This window comes from Duffyella sp. Ts4 (assembly GCF_051851875.1).
GTDB lineage: Bacteria > Pseudomonadota > Gammaproteobacteria > Enterobacterales > Enterobacteriaceae > Duffyella > Duffyella gerundensis.
In genome coordinates this window covers 1-16,897 of sequence record NZ_JBLYPN010000021.1, presented here as the reverse complement: position 1 = coordinate 16,897, position 16,897 = coordinate 1, and the positions used below count along the sequence as shown (strand labels likewise).

Annotated in this window: 18 protein-coding genes; all 18 read left to right on the top strand. The window is 49.4% G+C overall.

Features of this window, described 5'->3' with window-relative positions; genetic code table 11:
- Nucleotides 1-47: 47 nt before the first annotated feature.
- Nucleotides 48-485, top strand: coding sequence for an A24 family peptidase (locus ACJY2L_RS18940; RefSeq protein WP_439214650.1), 438 nt, complete (start codon nt 48-50; stop codon nt 483-485).
- A gap of 12 nt (nt 486-497) precedes the next feature.
- Complete coding sequence (locus tag ACJY2L_RS18935; protein WP_439214652.1) at nt 498-1,322, top strand: pilus assembly protein CpaB; 825 nt, start codon at nt 498-500, stop codon at nt 1,320-1,322.
- Nucleotides 1,323-1,336: 14 nt separating this feature from the next.
- Complete coding sequence (locus ACJY2L_RS18930; RefSeq protein WP_439214673.1) at nt 1,337-2,710, top strand: type II and III secretion system protein family protein; 1,374 nt, start codon at nt 1,337-1,339, stop codon at nt 2,708-2,710.
- On the top strand, nt 2,707-3,183 hold the full coding sequence (locus ACJY2L_RS18925) for a hypothetical protein (protein WP_439214654.1): 477 nt from the start codon (nt 2,707-2,709) through the stop codon (nt 3,181-3,183). The genes ACJY2L_RS18930 and ACJY2L_RS18925 overlap by 4 nt, the downstream gene beginning before the upstream one ends.
- A gap of 60 nt (nt 3,184-3,243) precedes the next feature.
- On the top strand, nt 3,244-4,293 hold the full coding sequence (locus ACJY2L_RS18920) for a tight adherance operon protein (protein WP_187488811.1): 1,050 nt from the start codon (nt 3,244-3,246) through the stop codon (nt 4,291-4,293).
- The gene (locus ACJY2L_RS18915; protein ID WP_209501122.1) at nt 4,290-5,570 is read left to right on the top strand and encodes a CpaF family protein; all 1,281 of its coding nucleotides are present in this window, start codon (nt 4,290-4,292) and stop codon (nt 5,568-5,570) included. The genes ACJY2L_RS18920 and ACJY2L_RS18915 overlap by 4 nt, the downstream gene beginning before the upstream one ends.
- A 3-nt stretch (nt 5,571-5,573) precedes the next feature.
- Nucleotides 5,574-6,446, top strand: coding sequence for a type II secretion system F family protein (locus tag ACJY2L_RS18910; protein WP_439214656.1), 873 nt, complete (start codon nt 5,574-5,576; stop codon nt 6,444-6,446).
- The gene (locus ACJY2L_RS18905) at nt 6,443-7,285 is read left to right on the top strand and encodes a type II secretion system F family protein (protein WP_439214658.1); all 843 of its coding nucleotides are present in this window, start codon (nt 6,443-6,445) and stop codon (nt 7,283-7,285) included. The genes ACJY2L_RS18910 and ACJY2L_RS18905 overlap by 4 nt, the downstream gene beginning before the upstream one ends.
- Nucleotides 7,272-8,009 (top strand): tetratricopeptide repeat protein, encoded by a 738-nt coding sequence (locus ACJY2L_RS18900; RefSeq protein WP_067434462.1) that lies wholly within the window; start codon nt 7,272-7,274, stop codon nt 8,007-8,009. Before ACJY2L_RS18905 ends, ACJY2L_RS18900 begins: the two co-directional genes overlap by 14 nt.
- Nucleotides 8,009-8,500 (top strand): TadE/TadG family type IV pilus assembly protein, encoded by a 492-nt coding sequence (locus ACJY2L_RS18895; protein ID WP_439214659.1) that lies wholly within the window; start codon nt 8,009-8,011, stop codon nt 8,498-8,500. Before ACJY2L_RS18900 ends, ACJY2L_RS18895 begins: the two co-directional genes overlap by 1 nt.
- Before the next feature lie 37 nt (nt 8,501-8,537).
- Complete coding sequence (gene tadF, locus ACJY2L_RS18890) at nt 8,538-9,044, top strand: tight adherence pilus pseudopilin TadF (protein WP_439214660.1); 507 nt, start codon at nt 8,538-8,540, stop codon at nt 9,042-9,044.
- A gap of 106 nt (nt 9,045-9,150) precedes the next feature.
- Nucleotides 9,151-10,398, top strand: a complete 1,248-nt coding sequence (locus ACJY2L_RS18885; RefSeq protein WP_439214662.1) for a TadE/TadG family type IV pilus assembly protein — start codon at nt 9,151-9,153, stop codon at nt 10,396-10,398.
- Nucleotides 10,399-10,617: 219 nt separating this feature from the next.
- Entirely contained in the window at nt 10,618-11,154 is a 537-nt protein-coding gene (locus tag ACJY2L_RS18880) for a hypothetical protein (RefSeq protein ID WP_439214663.1), read from the top strand.
- 48 nt (nt 11,155-11,202) lie between these two features.
- Nucleotides 11,203-11,715: a hypothetical protein gene (locus ACJY2L_RS18875; protein WP_187488808.1), complete on the top strand. Its 513-nt coding sequence runs from the start codon at nt 11,203-11,205 to the stop codon at nt 11,713-11,715.
- Nucleotides 11,716-11,818: 103 nt separating this feature from the next.
- Nucleotides 11,819-14,269: a TcfC E-set like domain-containing protein gene (locus tag ACJY2L_RS18870; protein WP_439214664.1), complete on the top strand. Its 2,451-nt coding sequence runs from the start codon at nt 11,819-11,821 to the stop codon at nt 14,267-14,269.
- Entirely contained in the window at nt 14,256-14,957 is a 702-nt protein-coding gene (locus ACJY2L_RS18865) for a hypothetical protein (protein WP_439214666.1), read from the top strand. Before ACJY2L_RS18870 ends, ACJY2L_RS18865 begins: the two co-directional genes overlap by 14 nt.
- A 4-nt stretch (nt 14,958-14,961) precedes the next feature.
- The gene (locus tag ACJY2L_RS18860; RefSeq protein ID WP_439214668.1) at nt 14,962-15,849 is read left to right on the top strand and encodes a hypothetical protein; all 888 of its coding nucleotides are present in this window, start codon (nt 14,962-14,964) and stop codon (nt 15,847-15,849) included.
- Between the two features lie 6 nt (nt 15,850-15,855).
- The gene (locus tag ACJY2L_RS18855; protein ID WP_439214670.1) at nt 15,856-16,365 is read left to right on the top strand and encodes a hypothetical protein; all 510 of its coding nucleotides are present in this window, start codon (nt 15,856-15,858) and stop codon (nt 16,363-16,365) included.
- The last annotated feature ends 532 nt before the right edge of the window (nt 16,366-16,897 follow it).

Here is a 16,897-nt window from a genome sequence, read left to right as displayed (position 1 = left end):
TCCTTTGGGTTTTTACAGCTTTTATAAATTTTTTTAAGAGCAGTAACATGGACTGGTGGATTAAGCTGGATTTTTTCTTCGTTTCGCTCTTACTGCTGTATATAGCATGGAAAGATATCACAACACGCATCATCAGCCATTTCAGCCTGTTGATGTTGATTTTATTGTTTATTCCACTTTTTATCATGCAGGAGAAAATGCCTAACATCGCCGCGGCTTTTATTGTTTTTATCCTGTGCTTTATTCTTTTTATGTTTCATACCATGGGCGGTGGCGATGTAAAACTGCTAACGATATTGTCTTTAGCCTTTTTCAATTCTTTTTTGCTCACATTTTTGATAACTACACTTTTATTTGGCGGTGTTATTGCCATTGTCGGACTGATTGCATTTCGCAGAAGTACGCTGGATCACGGCGTGCCTTATGCTGTCGCTATGTCGCTGGCCTTTATTTTAATTTATCCAACCACGATTGCAGTACAGTAACGAGGATCGGTCATGAATCACAGAATGCTTTTTTTTACCTCACTGATTGTTATTGCCGTTGGAATAACTGGTATCTTCTTACAGAAAAAAGAAAGCTTACTGCCTCCTGCTGAAAAATTGAACACCTCAAGTGATAAACGTTCAATATTTATTGCTGAGGCTACGCGCGATTTGAATCATTATGAGATATTAAACGCATCCGGATATCGCCTGCGAGAGATTGAGATCGATAAAGATGCGCAAGATATTCGTGAACTATCCTTAAATAACAGCGGAAGACTTAATGGTTCTCTGGTGCGTAATAATATAGCTAAAGGCAGTGCTATCATTCCTGAAATGATAGAATCACCAGAAAGTAAAACCTTTATACAGAATAGTCTGAAGCAAAGTGAATTCCCTTACGCTGTCCATCTCAGCACAGATGATTCTTATCTACTCTCAACGCTTAATATTGGTGAGAAAGTTTCTTTATTTTTAAGAATAGAAGAGGACAATACGGCTAAGACCATTAACTTTAAATTGGGTAACGAAGACAGCAGTACCACAAAAGAGAATAAACGTTACGTTATCAGTAAGCTGATGGACTCCGTCGATGTTATCAATATTAAACAGTATAAGCGTTCAGAAAACACATCACTCAATGATAATGCACCTATCGGTGAGGTGCTGCTTCGCTTGTCGTTACCACAATTAACCAAACTCAAGGTAGTGGAGAAATCAGGTGAACTGCTTATTTTTCCTTCACAGGGTAATGATGAGAATTTGAATAAAAAGATAACGCTGTCCGAAGTCTTACCGCAGTTTCATGCGGTTCGGGAATTAAGGGGTAATAAGTGAAACGACATTGTGTCATGGCACCATTCGCAGAATTGCTTTCTGTATCAGGTCGTATTTTTTTTCTGGCCACCAGCATACTGCTTTCTCAAACGGCTATTGCGCAGGAGCTTTATATGGAACCTGGCGATTCCCATATGTTTCAGACTGCAGAACGTATAGCCACGGTGTTTATCACCTCTCCACGCGTTGCTGATTACGAAGTCATTGGTGAAAAAAGCTTGCTTGTCTACGCCCAGGAAAATGGCCGTACCGATTTGAACGTGCTTGATCAGGCCAGTGAGCAACTGTTGCGCGTCACCTTAGTGGTAGATCCGATGCTCGGAGCGGTACAAAAACGTATTGGTGAGGTGGCGCCCGACAGTCGGGTCACGATTCAAAAGTTAGGCAAAACTTATGTATTAAGCGGTACAGCAGCCACGGAGGACGATCGCGACAAAATTTATCAAATTGTCGGAGAAGGCGTTGGCGCGCAACGTATCGTGAATAAAAAGCAGGTAACTGATGTAGCCGCAGACGCTGGCGGCGGCGGTAACGACAGCTCAAGCTGGCTGGATGAGGTGGTGTATCAGGACGTCATCAATAAGCTGAAACTGCCGGTAACCAACCAAATCAACGTGAAGCTTTCCGTGGTTGAGGTCACTAAAAGCTTTACCGACAACGTCGGAATTGACTGGGGCACCATTGGTAGCGCTAACGGCAGCCTCACGCCGGGCACCTTTCGCTTTGTAAAATTCAGCGCCGACACGCTTAGCAGCATGGTGCAGGCAATTCGCAACGACACCGTAGCTCGTGTGCTGGCTGAGCCTAATCTGTCGGTGATTTCCGGCGAAACGGCTGAGTTTTTAGTGGGTGGCGAGGTGCCGATCGTTTTCAGCTCGGTCAGCGGTACATCAGTGCAGTACAAAGAATTCGGCATAAAACTCAATGTGGGTGCGCGGGTAAGCGACAGCCAGCGTATCCGCGTGACGCTTGGACATGAAGTGAGCAGCGTTGATGGCGCTTACAACATAGATGCCGCACAGTCTTTTCCCGCGTTTCAAACGCGACGAGCCAAAACCACCGTTGAGCTGGCTGACGGCGAAAGCTTTTTACTGGGCGGTTTGCTGAGCCAAAACGAACGTGAAGCGCTTTCTCGCCTGCCATTCATCGGTGATATTCCACTACTTGGTGCACTGTTTCGTCATGCTCAAACCGAGCGTTCACACAGCGAGCTGATCGTCGTCGCTACGGTCAACCTGGTCAAGCCCGTGACGGCCCGACAAATCACCCTGCCCGATTTCCAGCGTACTTCAACGCTTGCTCGTTTTCTGAACGTCGACGGCATTAGCGATCGCCGTAACCGCCAGCTGGCTGAGCAATTTGTCGAACAAGGAGGGTTTATAAAATGAGATGCGCTTACGTCTGCCTGTTATTTCCACTCTGGATAACAGCCACCAGCCCCCATGCCGCCAGCGATCTGCCGCACATCAGCGAACAGTTTGTTAGCGTATTTGAGAGCAGTGAAACCGCGCGCGAAGCCGCACTGAACAACGTACTGGACATAACCGGCGACAACTTCAACGGACAAATTCGCCTGCTCTGGTCAGATCCGGCATTCACTCAGGAAGCAGAAATCTTACGCCAGCGCCTGATTGCGCGCGACCTGTCGCCCGAGCGCATCAGGTTGCAACTGGAACGCGGCATCTTTCGCTCTCAGCCGCTTGCCGGTATTGAAATACAAATTGAACGTATTCAGCTTCGCCTGCCCGAATGCACCTATGCCACCCAGAACTGGCGTTTTGATGCCAGTGATGACCCCGGCTGTGCACTCAATAATGCGCTGAGCTCATCGCTGGTGAATCCCGAAAAATATTTCTTCTGAGGTGCGAGTCAGATGCTGTTATTTCCCCAAAAGGAGGAGCGATCCTCCCAGGCTGAAAGAGTGTTTTATGTCATTTCTGCGCAGCCAGAAAGAAGCCAGGATCTGGCCAGTCTGCTTCGCCTGGCCGGTTTTCCGCATATAGAGATCATAACGCGCCACATAACCGCTATCACGCATCTGGATATCCCTGCGGGAACCTATGGTCTGCTGGTGGACATTGAGCAGGACCGCTTGCCGGAGCAGATTATTACCGCTCTGCTGGCGTTGGTGCCACGCAGTGTCTGGTGCGGAGTGGTAGGCGACAGTGATTCGATCACGCTGGCACAGCGCTTCGCCGATCATGGCATGCGCTACTTCAACCTTTTTGCGCAGCGTGATGCCATTACTGAAGCCGCCGTCAATGGACTTACCCTCAGCGTTCGACGCAATGCTATCAGCATCAGCATCCTGGGTTGCAAAGGCGGTACCGGGGGCTCCTATCTGGCCTGGCAGATAGCTAACCGCATTGCCCAGCTGCGTCAGGTACCGACGCTGATGATTCAAGGCGCCGCGGCTTCTCAGGATCTCGATTTACTGGCCGGTAAAAAGCTCGCCCAGGAAGTGACCTCAGTAGGCAAACACCTGCAGGTGATGTTCGCCCGGCAGACTCAGTTACCTGATTTAACCAGCGAAAGCTTTTTCAATTTTAACTTCGTGATTTTTGAACAGGCTATTCACACGTTGACCAAAGAGGTACAGCGCCACACTGCTGAACATTCCGCCTGCCTGGTTTTGGTGCTGGATCGCTCAATGACCTCGGTGCGGGTGGTGCGGCAGGTTATGGAACTGGTTGAGACCATTAATCGCGCCAGGCAGAAATCACGCCGTCTGCTGCTTTGCCTTAACGACGTGCGTCCGTACACAGCAGACATGCTGAGTCAGGAAGATATTGTATCGCTGCTGGGGCGCCATATCGACATGCTGATCCCCTATCAGCGTAAACAGGCGATCGCTGCTGCACACACGATCCCACAGATCGATATGCTGGTGCGGCAGATCCTTGGCGAATCGCCAGCAACCTCCTCTTCCCTGTTGAAACGTCTCCTACCGATGACAAGGATCCGTAAATGAACATAAGCCTGGAGCTACAGGAAACCTTACGCGAAGGCGTCATGGAGAACATCGACGTCAATAAAATTGAGCAGCTGGTCCAGGATCGCACGCTGCTGCTGGCAGAGATGAACCGCATTCTCGAGCAGGTTATCCTTAGCCAAAACCTTTATCTCAACAGTCAGGCACAGCATGCGATGGCGGAGGTCATGGCGGATGAGATCACCGGCTTTGGACCTCTGCGCACGCTGCTGGAAGATGATGAGATCAGCGATATTCTGGTAAACGGTCCCGGCCAGATTTACATTGAACGTGCCGGCAAACTTGAGCTTTCCAGCGCTCGATTTATCAATAATCAACAGCTGACGGATATTGCCAAACGGCTGGTGCAGCGGGTAGGAAGACGCCTGGATGAGAGTCGTCCGCTGGTCGATGCTCGCCTGCCGGATGGCAGCCGCCTTAACGTCGCCATTCAGCCGATTGCGCTCGACGGCACCTCAATTTCAATCCGTAAGTTTGGTAAAAATAACATTGAGCTGACGGATTTGATGCGCTTCGGCGCGCTCAACAGCCAGATGGCTAACTTTCTTATTATTGCTACCCGCTGCCGCGCCAACATCATTATCTCGGGCGGCACCGGCTCCGGTAAAACCACGCTATTGAACGCGCTGTCGAAATATATCGACTCCAGCGAGCGCATCATCACGATGGAAGATGCTGCGGAGTTGCGCCTGATGCAGCCTCATGTACTGCGCATGGAAACGCGCCTGGCCGGACTGGAAAACACCGGTCAAATCACCATGCGTGCTCTGCTGGTTAATGCGTTGAGGATGCGACCGGATCGCATCATCGTCGGCGAATGCCGTGGTGAAGAAACCTTTGAGATGTTGCAGGCGATGAATACCGGTCATGACGGCTCAATGTCCACCCTGCATGCCAATAGCCCACGCGACGCCATTTCACGTCTGGAAAATATGGTGATGATGGCAGGCATGCACATTCCCATGGAATCGGTGCGTCGCAACATTGTTTCCGCTATTAACCTGGTTATTCAGGTCTCGCGCCTCAACGACGGTTCACGAAAAATCATGCACATCAGTGAAGTCATGGGCATCGAAGGTGAACGGGTCATTCTGCAGGATATTTTCACCTTCGCGACGCACGCCGAGCGCACACCTGAAGGCCGCATCCAGGGTGAATTCTTAAATCACGGCTTGCTGCTGCGCTCGGTAGTCATGCGCAATGCAGCCATGTTCAGCCTGTCCGACGAGCTGAAGCAGCTCTTTGGAATGGAGTAAGTCATGGCTTATTTTATTCTGCTGGCGGGAATCGTGCTGCTGCTGCTCAATTACCGCAGCTGGAACAAATTACGCCACGCCATTATCCCCCGTCATACCAGCAGCACGGTCTTTCCTCCCTTACGCTATATGCAGGCGCGCTGGCTGGAATGGCAAAGTTATGCGCTGGGTAATCGCACCTTAAAAGAGAGCAAAGGCGCGCTGGCGGCGATTGCCACCCTGTGTGCACTGCTGTTTCTCAACGCCAACTGGCTGCAGTTTCGGCTGTGGCTGTTCATTCCCATGATCCTGCCGCTGCTGTTTATGGCGCAAATCAGCATTGGCCGCACGCTTGAACGCCGCTATTTTGAAAATGCCTTTCCAGAGGTTTTGTCGGTGATCAATGCCTCTATTTCTGCTGGCAACAGTATTCATCAGGCATTGCATCGCTGTGGCGAAAGTATTGAAGGCCCGCTGGGCAACAGCTTTCGCCGTATCGATCGCCGCCTGAATCTCGGCGAAGAGCCTGAGCGTGTGCTCAATGACGCCTGCCGCGAATACCGTTATCGGGAATTTTATTTCTTTGTCGCCGTAATGCTGATTAGCCTGCAACACGGTGGACAGCTGCGTATGCTGATTGCGCGGCTGAATCGCATTGTCACCAACAGCCGCAATATGTCTCGGCGTAAACTGGCGATGACCTCAGAAGCGCGCGCCTCAGCAAAAATTGTGGCGGCTATACCGCTGCTTTTTTTCTGCGGCATGAAGTATCTCAGCCCGGAGAATTTCGATTTTATTATTAATGACCCAACCGGTCAGCTCATCCTCTATTACGTTATTGCCAGTGAATGTATCGGCATGCTGATCATTTGGCTGTTGCTCAGGAGAGCAGTATGACGATGTTCTTTTATCTGCTGATGCTGCTTTCAGGTTTTGTTATCGCCTTCATGGCCTGCCGCCATCATTATCGGCTGCGCCAGCAGCAGCGCATCATTGCTGGCGTGGAGAAAGATCGACAACACGTCCGTCAAAGCACTATCGATGTGGACAATATCCTTATCGATAACAGCAGCTGGCTAAGCCTGTTAAAGCAGCTTGATACTCAACTCAGTCTAAAAATGGGCACGCTGGTGTGTGTAATGGCAGTTATTTCGCTCACAGAGCAAAGCGGCCTGTTTACGCTGAGTGCGCAGGATTTGGTAATGGTGATGCTGCTGTTATTAGTGTTGATTATTGTGATTCCAGGGCTGTTACAAAAGCCTGCAATTACGCAGCGTTATAAGCTAATGATGGACGCACTGCCCTATTTTGTTGACCTGCTGGCGGTCTGCATTCAGGCCGGTATGACGGTAGAAAATGCCATTAAGTTCATTACCCGTAACGGCGAAGAAATTGATGCCAATCTTTCCAGCCTGATGCGCCTGTTAACCAAACGGGCAGACGTCAGCGGTATGGAAGAAGCGCTGGGCGAACTCTATCGCATGGTAGATAAAACCGAAATGCGTATGTTTTGCGCCACCCTGCAACAAAGCGTGCATTACGGCACGTCACTCTACGACAACCTGATTGAACTCTCTCGCGATATGCGTGAACTGCAACTGCTGAGCGCTGAGGAAAAAGTCGGCAAGCTCTCAGCGCGCATGAGCATTCCGCTGATCCTGTTCATCATGTTTCCCATTACCATTTTAATTGCCGCGCCTGGTGTTTTGAGGATTATGAAAAATGCACTGTTTTAAAAAAATAAGCCTGCTGTTCTGTGCCCTGCTGCTGGCTGGATGCGCACGCCCCGAAACATTTGATAGCCAGGAGGCAAAGAGCCAGGAAGAGATCCTGCTCAAGGTTAATAACTACAACGGTTTGATTACGCTTTATCGCAGCTGGCTGAGAGAAAAAGACGATCCCGCAATCAGAATGAAGCTGGCACGTAATTATTACTTGTCTGGCGATTATAAAAGCTCACTGCAGACGCTGCAGCCGCTGCTGAATAATCCGGATATTCCGCGTTACCTGCTGCAGGCGCAAAACCTGATCGCCCTGGGCGAATACCCGCGAGCGGTACGTGCAACGGAAAAAATAATGCAGCGTGAGCCACAACATGCTGAAGCCTGGAATCTTCGTGGCGTCGCGCTGGCATTAAATGGCCAGCTGACAGAAGCGCAGAAATCATTGCAGCGGGCGCGTTCGCTGTTTATCGCTGATGATATTGCGCTGAATAATTTGGCCATGCTCGCCATGATCGATGGTCGCTACCAGGATGCCGTCAACCTGCTATTGCCGCAATATTTACGTGGGCGCAAACACGATCGGCTGATGCGCAACCTGGTGCTGGCGCTGGTCAAAGTCGGTGACAGACGTTATGCACGAGAAATTATTCGCGACGAGAATCTTTCGCCGCAGCCAGAGGCATTAATTAACGCTCTGGCACAAATATCTCCCCCTTCCGGCAGAGGATTTGGCTAATGCGAAGCGTTTATTCATTTATTAAAGATCGCACGGCAACCGCATCGATTGAATTCGCCCTTACGATTATCTTTTTTGTTTTTACCGTCTTCTTTATCGCTGAAGTAGGCCGTCTGGCCTATGTCTCGTCGGTTATCGATCTGGCGGTTTCAGAAGCGGCCAAAGATGCCAAGAATGTGCCCTCAAGCACCAGCGGTGATTACCGTACGCGCTTTGAAGATCGCATGCTTCGTCAAACGGGCGCGCTCTGGCGCTTTCTGACCAATTCGGACGCGGTGGATATCTCCATGGGTTATGCCAGCAGCATTGATGAGATGAATAACAGCGGCGGCAGTAGCGGCAATTACCGTAACCAACCCATTGCACGCTATCAGGTTAAATATCGCTATGAACCGATGTTTTTCCTTTTCCCGGGGTTTTGGGCCGACAGCTTATTGAATCGTGAGGTGATCTTTGTACAAGAATATGAACGCTCCCAGTTTATGCACTGATCGACGCGGTGCGATAGCCGTTGAGTTTGTTTTTATCATGCTGTTCCTGATCGTTTTTCTGGTGTTTTTTGCCGATTTAATGGTGCGCCAGGCAATGACCGGCAAACTTGACCGCACCTCTTATTCCGTTGCTGGCGTTCTGCGAGAACGCATTCAACTCTTTGCAGGAAGAGAAGAACTACAGCAGAACGACGTGATTAAAATTAAGGCGCTGGCGCGACGCATGCTGTTGGATATGCAAACGTCAGCGGACCTCTCCCGGTTATCGCTGTATGTCGAGGAAGTACATTTCGTCGATCCCACCGGGCAAAATGATAATCGTAAAACCGTTCGACTCTATCGCAAATGGCCTGCGGGTGAAGCTTGTATGCCAAAGGTGCCGCTGGATAAGTTGATCGATTTGTCACCGCGAGGCAGCTATGGCCGCTGGGTACCGCTTTACCAGGTCACGGTCTGTTTGCCGACGCAGAGCATGTACACACGGTTAACGTCAGAAGAGGAGCATCCGGTGCTGTCCTCTTTCGCTATTGTCATGGCGCGCTGAAAAGGGTTCACATCGCGTCGATGTCGTACTGACTGCAGCCTGCTTGATGTGCGCATCACAGGAAAAAGAAGGACGGGCCGTTCTTCTGATATCACAAGGAACCATCATGAACATGCTTAATACGCCATTACGATTATTGCGTGATTTCCGGGACGATCGGCGAGGCGCCTTTGCCATTGGTTTTGTCATACTGTCCGGCTTCCTGTTTAGTATTTCAATATTAGGTCTTGAGGGATCGCGCTATATTGCCGAGCGCGCCCGCTTGTCTGATGCGATGGAACAGGCTGCGCTGGCGCTTACCGCTGAAAATAATGGCGCTGGCGCCCAACGTAACTACACGCTGGCACAGGCCTATTTCGCTGCGTACATGCCGCGGGAAAAAGCAGTGCTGCGTCCAACCGTGGTGGTGAGAAATGGCGTTAGCCCCGGCAACCTTTCCTATGTCGAATACCGGGTAAGTGGCCAAACTCAACAGACCTCCTGGTTCTCCTCAACTTTTTTCCCCACTTTTGACAAAGATGTGTTGATAGGTGGCAATGGCGCTGCGCGTAAGTTTCGCTCCAGCGTGGATGTGATGTTTGTGGTCGATTTTTCAGGGTCAATGAATGAGCCTTTTGGTACCCGCGGCACCAAACTCAGCGAATTAAAACGCATTGTGTTGCAGTTGGCACGCGAGCTATACCAATATGATGTCGGCAATAAGGTGGGCCTGGTGCCATTTGGCTGGGGAACAAAAGAGGGCAGTCGCTGCGACTTTCCTTTTGTTCCCTACAGGCCGATGCCGCCGGACATACTGGCCAAAAATCCAACCCTGCAATTTCAAAACAACATCAATGTCGCCGCCACGGTAGCTGCCATTCCTACTCCTGTGAACAGTATCAATATTCCACTTTCTGCGGTGTTACCAAGTAACTGCCTGAAAAGCAGCTCGAGCTGGAAAGTGCCGTTGACGACCGATTATACCCGAATCAATCAACTTCAGAGTATGACAGCCTACGGAGGCACGCTGGTGAGCAGTGGTGTCTTACGCGGTACGTCTGCCCTTGCCACTGGCACGGCTTCCCGCAAGGTGTTGATCATTGTCTCCGATGGTACTGACGACCCCAAAGATATCACCCTGACGCCAGCGTTAATCAACGCGGGTATGTGCAATCGTATTCGCCAGGCCATTTCCACTACCCAGTCGACCGGAAAAATTGCTTTTATTGGGATCAATTATCGTCCTACCGCCGACTGGAAAAAGTGCGTCGGAGATAAAAACTTTTACCTGCCGGGCACGGTTAAAGAACTTGAAGAAAGTCTGCATCGCGCCGTATTTGAGGAAGTTGGCCATAACATTTTAAAGGATCAATAAAATATAAGATTCCATAAGAAATAAACAACACCAGGGTGGTGAATTTTAAGAGTAAATAAAAAAGCGATAAAGATTAAACCCCTTCTCTCACTGCATTATAAAAGCGTAATCTGTGCCGCAATTTTTAATAAAACGGCTGCATAGCATTATAAGCATGCCTTTTAAAAGATATGCAGAGATATCAAAAGGCCAAATATTATTTGATAAAGGATAATCAAAATGAGATTTAAATTAGCTGCAATCGCCACACTCTTATTACCGCTAGCTGTAACAGCAGCAACACCCGGTAAATATGACACCAAGTTTAACGTAACGGCCAACGTGCCTGACAGTGCAATGATTACCGATCCGGGCGGCCGTCCTGTCACCGATATGCTGGTAGAACTAACGCCGGCGGCATCTGGAAAAATGGAAGCGCAAACCACTGCTCTGAGGCTGTGGAATAATGACGTCAGCAAGCTGGAGATGTCGTTAACGCTTGATGATGGCAATGCTGCTACCGGTGGCGCTTTTAACCTGACCAGTACACAGGGCGACGTACTGAATGATCTGACTTACAATATCACGACCATTAGCGCCAATGGTAATCAGGAGTTTGCCAACTCAGGCGATACCAAAGATTACACGCTGCTGCCTAATGGCAGTCATGGTGAATTACCCGTCGTTTTCCGTTTTGTTTCTGACAGAAACTATGACCAGCTTGGTCAGGGCTCTTATAGCGGTACCGTCTACGCCAACGTCGTAGCTAAACCTTAATTACTGTTAAAGGAACAGGGTCGGCCTGGCCGCCCCTGTCTGTAAACTATGAATTTTTTTTCTGCGACTTTATTACCCGCCACGATTTTACTGTGGGGCAGTGCGGCATCAGCGGATAACGATGCGCAGCTTCTGCTTGATATTTCCGCTGAGTCAGTAGCCAGAGTTTCTCTTTATTATGAGAACAAACCCATTGAAGGCGATAATTTTGATTTTACTCTGCCGGTTAATGGTATTTCTCAAAAATTTGAACGGGAATCGGGTTTCTTTCATATTGTTGGGAATATCGATCAGGCTGATATCGTTTTTGCAGAAACCCATTTCATATTGCCTCAGGTTTCTGGCGGTAACAGCTCTATTAATCTCAGCGGCGATTTTATTTTCCGTGGCGAATCTTATCAGGCGCTACAGAATTTAAGAATGCCAGTTATTCGCAACGTAGGCCAAAGTAATGTGCAAAATGGTGTGAAAATTCATTTTTCATCAGAAAAATTAGCAGGAGATTATACCAAAGGGCAGTACGCTAATACTTTCACTCTTTTATTAACGCCGGTTATTTAAAAAAGAGACAGAAATAATGAATTTTACATATATAAAAAACACTCTTATTACAATAATAAGTTTTTTCTGCGCGGCATCGTTAATCGCCTCAACTGCGGTACCGGTGCCTAAGGGTTTTGAAGATATTTTTAATGCTCGTCAACAAGGCATTTTTGAGGTGCTGTATGGCGATCTTTCTCTGGGTACATTTAGCGTTGATTTTGATCGTCAGGATGTATTGCTGCTCTCACCGATTGCGGTGGCCGAACAAATTTTTACGGCCGATGCTACCTCGCTTACTCTGTCTCAGGCTGCGCTATTGTCCGCGTTATCGGCACCTCTGAAGCGGCTTTCTGCAGATGCCGCTGGCGACAGTGATATTGGTGTCATGCTTGATGAGAGCAACGCAACGTTACGTGTGATTCTGCCAGCAAATTTGTTTCGTAGCGATCGCCCGGATAAGGAAAAAAGCTTTATTCCTTATCAGAGCAACCCGGGATTTGTCCATGCGCACAACCTTAATTATCTCGCTGATTCGTATGGCGATAACCTGAGCCTGAGCGCCAGCGAAATGCTTAATTTTACCGGAAATACCTATCTACGAAGCGCATGGAGTTACGCACGCGAAACGGATTTTAGTCTTGAGGAATTGGCGCTTTATCTGGAACATAAGAATCAACGTTTTAAAATGGGCCGGCAGCGCCTTAGCGACAACTTTATTACCGGCACGCCTTCTGCATCCTACAGTTTTTTTAACCCCGTAAGTTTTGATGGTATCGCGCTGGGTTACATGGGCGACAACTATCTTTCTGCTGGCACCGGTGCGGCTTCACCAGTGACGATTTATTTGCCCCAGGCGGGAACCGTTGAGGTCTATCGCCAGGGGCGAATGATCGATATTCAACAGTTTCCGGCAGGGCTACAGCATCTTGATACCGCCAGCTGGCCAGCGGGCGGCTACGACGTACTGCTGGTATCCAGGCTTATTAACGGTGCCAGAGAGGAGAAGAGCCAGCCATTTTTCAAGCGTAACGGCACCTTTCACTCTGGAGAGGTTGAATACATTCTGCAGTTTGGCCGCTATGACCCGCGCCAGGGAGCACTGCTCGCCCGCACAAAAGCCGGCATTAACAGCCGCTATAACATCAGCAATCATCTGGTGAGCAATGTTTCACTTGCCTGGACGTCGCCAACTGCATTTTCCGTCGGCGGCGGCCTGTTAACAGACGATAACCGTCTTTTTGCCAGTAGTAGTCTGGATATACCAATAAACAGCTGGTTTGCCGAGCGTCTGTATGCCGATGGCATTTACGGCGACCAGGGAAGCCGCGGCTATCAGCTCGGCGCGATGAAGAATCTCTACCGTCTCGGGCTTAATTTCAGCTACCGGGACTATCTGTATAAAGGTGATGAAGAGGGCTATCGACGTTTTGGCGTGGTACCCGCATGGGATTTTGAATCATGGCAATTTGGTGCCACGACATTTATTCCGGGGAATATCGGCCTGAGCCTGAGCTATGGGTTGAACACGTTTTATCAGCAGTATGGACGTGAGAATAAATCAGCGTTTAAAAGCTGGGATATTAATCTCAACCGCGACTTCTCTCTGGCTGACAGCCTTAACCTGCGCGTTGACGTGGGCTATCACCACGGCATTAATGAATACGTTGGCCGGTATAACTACAACAACACTACCGAAGATCGTATTTATGCTCAGTTAACGCTCGGTATGCGCGAACGAAGTTTTGATCACTATCAGGCATTACATGTGCGGACCCGTCTGAGCGACGATCATAAAAATAATTACGGCGCTGACTATGCGCTCAATCTGGATAATCCGGCTTTTGATCGCGCCAGCCGGTATGTTGTCAACGCCAGCGTCAACCGCAGCGCAGATGACAGCAACAACATCGGTGCGGGTGCAAGCATTGATAACCGCTTTGGTTCGACGTCTGTCGGTGTTTCGCAATCTTTCGGCACCTCTGATTATCGCCAACATTATCTTTCACAACGCGGCGGATTCGCCGTCGGTGGCGGCGAGATCGCCTTCGGAAAAATGGAAAATGCTGCGGCGCTAATCGTGGATGCCAGTACGCTGCCAAAAGATCAGTTATTCGAAGTGCGAAACCGCAGTAATGAACCGGTAATCATTAAAGGTGGACAGAAAACCACGTTGAGTATGACGCCTTATCAAAAGATTGCGCCGAAAGCGGAGCAGTTGTTCACCGTTAAAAATAATGCCTTTTATACGTTAAAAACCACAAGTCCTTCCACCTGGGCTATGCCCGGGCAGGTTTATCACGTCAGGCTCGCCGCAACTCAAAATCTTACCGTCACCGGCCGTCTTTATCTCGCGGGGCACCCTTTGGCCAATGCCCGCGTGGTTGGCGCCAATGCCATGACCGATGAGGAAGGATTGTTCGTAGGTGATTATCAGCTGGAAAGTCATCAGCAGCTTAACGCGCTTTCAGTGCAAAAGGATGGCCAGGCTTACCTGTGCCCGCTCATTGAGCAGGAGATCAAAATGACGCAAGGCGTTATGCAAATTCGTGAGGTGAATTGTGAAATTGAATAAATGGTACACGCTTCCTTTCTGTGTCGTATTAGCGATGACCAGCGTGCAGGCTATTGAGGTTTTTCCGGTGGTGAAAGAGATACGTCAGGATACGCCTCGTGAAAACTTTATTTCTGTACGTTCGGCATTACGAGCACAGGATAACGCCACGCCCACTGATAGCGAACGCTATGAATTTGTGACGCTGGAGTTGTTCAGAGTCACTAATCCTGGTGACAACAATGAAAATCGTATCAAAGAGTTGGGTGCAGCGGATCCGACGTTGCTTTTTAGCCCCAGCAAGCTGATTGTCCCTTATGGCGAAGAGCGCAAAGTCAGGATTCTGCCGCTTAAATCGGTGAGTCATGAAACAGTTTATCGGCTGCGAATTCGGCCCAGCTACCCGGAACAGGAGCTGGATAAAGGCAAGGTTCGCTTTGCCGTTGGTTATGACGTGCTATTACGGTATCTGCCTGAGGGCAAGCATGTCAGAGGAATTAGCCTGAATTGTAAGGGTAAGGCGTGGACAATAACCGCAACCGGCAACGTGCGCAGCGAGTTGCGCAACCTGGTTATTGACGGTCGACAAGATCGGAAATCATTCAATATCTATCCCACGCACCCACGTACGTTAAGCGTCAGCAAACGCCTGGCATTCGAAATGGATGGCAAACTGCATGTCTATGAGCAATGCCAACATCGGGAGTAAACAGATGATGAAATTACTGCTCTGCAGTGCGCTGCTGTTACCGCTGTATGTCAGCGCGGAAACGGCACTGGTGATTTATGTTCAGCCGGGCGGCGGCTTTAAAATGCTGACGGAGGGTGGCAACACCGGCGGAGCAGGAATAGTGCAATTTCAGCAGGCGGCGGAAAAACCACTGGCTATTCAGCTTCTTCCTGACGGCACGGCGCAGTGTGAAAATGGCATGCTTAGTGTGGCTTCATTTTCGCTCTCATTTCGTCATGCAATATCATCCGAAAAACTGCTGTGCGGTGCGTCATGGCATCTTGAAAGTGTTTCCCGCCAACGCTGGATAAACCTGCAGCCTGAGATTTCCTTTAAAGGTGAAAGACGGGCATTGATGCAGCTGGCTTCAGCAACACGACTGCAAATTGGTCATCTTCGTGCTCAAACTGTAGGCAATACTGCTTCAACGTCGCCGATCTATCTGGATCTTAGCGCGCTCGATTCCGATGCTTCAGTGTTATCTGCACGTTTTGATAAACCTGCACTGGGCTTCGGTGAAGTGGGTGACACACGTGATGCACTGGCCAGTGCGCGTTTGCGCATTACCAAAACAGCACTCGCTACCAGTAATGCATTGCCCTATCGGCTGGGGTTTGAATCGACACAGCAATCTAATAATCAATGGCAGCTCCGCACGCCTTCTGGGGAAGAAAGTATGCCTTATCACATTATTATTGCAGGTAAGAGTATCGTGCCCAGCGACAGGATCTACGGGCAGCTTCCGGCAGGCGAAGTGACCAGTGAAGAGATCGAGATTCAATTTCGACTTGAAGGTAAACAAACTCGAGGTATGGCTGCCGGTACACGTTTAACAGACAGGCTAACTGCTGTCATTACTCCGGAAGGGTAACAAAAAATGATAAAGAACATAGTTACAAGATTTTTACTGGCATTTGCTGCAGTGCCCGCGGTGCAAGCAGCAACGTCTGTGAAAACATCGATTGATGTTCAGGCTGAGATCAGTACCAGCGTAAGAATATATGTTGATGGGCGAGATGTGACGAACGGTGCAATTAGCCTGGTGCTGGAGAACCAAGGCGGTTATATGACAGCCAGAACACCGGCATTTCATTTCATAGGTAATGCTAATTCTGTTGGCCTGCGGTTCAACGCGTTGAATGATAGCGATCTTATCTCAGAAAATAACGATCGTATGAAAATAAACACAACATGGATTACCCCTGATGGAGCTGAGTCAGCGACCAGCTTTCCCGTATACAATCAGCAAGTTTATCCCAACTTTTCTGACGTACCGGATCCACAACGCGGTGTAAGGGTGAATTTTGTTTCTGCACAACGCAGCGAAACCTATCCTTTAGGACGTTATAGCGGCACGTTCGAAGTACTTGTTACGCCATCCGTTTAACGCGATGGCTAATCATAATATTGCTACAGGATATTTGGCGTACGTTTTAGTGCAGGTTTTTTAGTGAAGAGTTCAGTAGGGCCTTATGTAAAGCGTGGGCCCTTTTTTATAGGCCTGCATAATCAAATAAAAATCATTTTGCAGTTAAATGCCAGCAACGTCATTTAGCACAATTATTACAATTGATGCTTTAAAACCAGCCTGTAAAGGAGATTGCAGATGAATGAAGGGCTTCTGATCCGGGTGTATGATGGGCGCAATAAGTAACCTGAAACCGATCGCAGGCTGCGGGAGAAGGAAAATTATATATATCAGAGTGGATTTGGGGATAGGGTCTGGTTCGGGCCCGGGATCGCGCCGCCGGGGCCGCGCAGGCCGGCCGCATTATCGCCGGCCGCTCCGGCGGGTAAAGCCCCCGACCCCGCCGCGGGCGGGCGTCGCCCCGGCAATCCGGAGAGCGCCTTATTTTTTCCATGGGAAAGGGCCCCGCGCTTTCGCGCGGGGCCCTTCTGGTTTGATGCCTGGCAGTTCC

Bases quoted from the DNA above. Each gene is read 5' to 3' on its own strand.
- ACJY2L_RS18885 (WP_439214662.1), top strand. From the start codon at position 9,151: ATGAACATGCTTAATACGCCATTACGATTATTGCGTGATTTCCGGGAC.
- tadF (WP_439214660.1), top strand. From the start codon at position 8,538: ATGCTGTTCCTGATCGTTTTTCTGGTGTTTTTTGCCGATTTAATGGTG.
- ACJY2L_RS18910 (WP_439214656.1), top strand. From the start codon at position 5,574: ATGGCTTATTTTATTCTGCTGGCGGGAATCGTGCTGCTGCTGCTCAAT.
- ACJY2L_RS18875 (WP_187488808.1), top strand. From the start codon at position 11,203: ATGAATTTTTTTTCTGCGACTTTATTACCCGCCACGATTTTACTGTGG.
- ACJY2L_RS18935 (WP_439214652.1), top strand. From the start codon at position 498: ATGAATCACAGAATGCTTTTTTTTACCTCACTGATTGTTATTGCCGTT.
- ACJY2L_RS18880 (WP_439214663.1), top strand. From the start codon at position 10,618: ATGAGATTTAAATTAGCTGCAATCGCCACACTCTTATTACCGCTAGCT.
- ACJY2L_RS18860 (WP_439214668.1), top strand. From the start codon at position 14,962: ATGATGAAATTACTGCTCTGCAGTGCGCTGCTGTTACCGCTGTATGTC.
- ACJY2L_RS18895 (WP_439214659.1), top strand. From the start codon at position 8,009: ATGCGAAGCGTTTATTCATTTATTAAAGATCGCACGGCAACCGCATCG.
- ACJY2L_RS18940 (WP_439214650.1), top strand. From the start codon at position 48: ATGGACTGGTGGATTAAGCTGGATTTTTTCTTCGTTTCGCTCTTACTG.
- ACJY2L_RS18915 (WP_209501122.1), top strand. From the start codon at position 4,290: ATGAACATAAGCCTGGAGCTACAGGAAACCTTACGCGAAGGCGTCATG.
- ACJY2L_RS18925 (WP_439214654.1), top strand. From the start codon at position 2,707: ATGAGATGCGCTTACGTCTGCCTGTTATTTCCACTCTGGATAACAGCC.
- ACJY2L_RS18905 (WP_439214658.1), top strand. From the start codon at position 6,443: ATGACGATGTTCTTTTATCTGCTGATGCTGCTTTCAGGTTTTGTTATC.
- ACJY2L_RS18930 (WP_439214673.1), top strand. From the start codon at position 1,337: ATGGCACCATTCGCAGAATTGCTTTCTGTATCAGGTCGTATTTTTTTT.
- ACJY2L_RS18855 (WP_439214670.1), top strand. From the start codon at position 15,856: ATGATAAAGAACATAGTTACAAGATTTTTACTGGCATTTGCTGCAGTG.
- ACJY2L_RS18900 (WP_067434462.1), top strand. From the start codon at position 7,272: ATGCACTGTTTTAAAAAAATAAGCCTGCTGTTCTGTGCCCTGCTGCTG.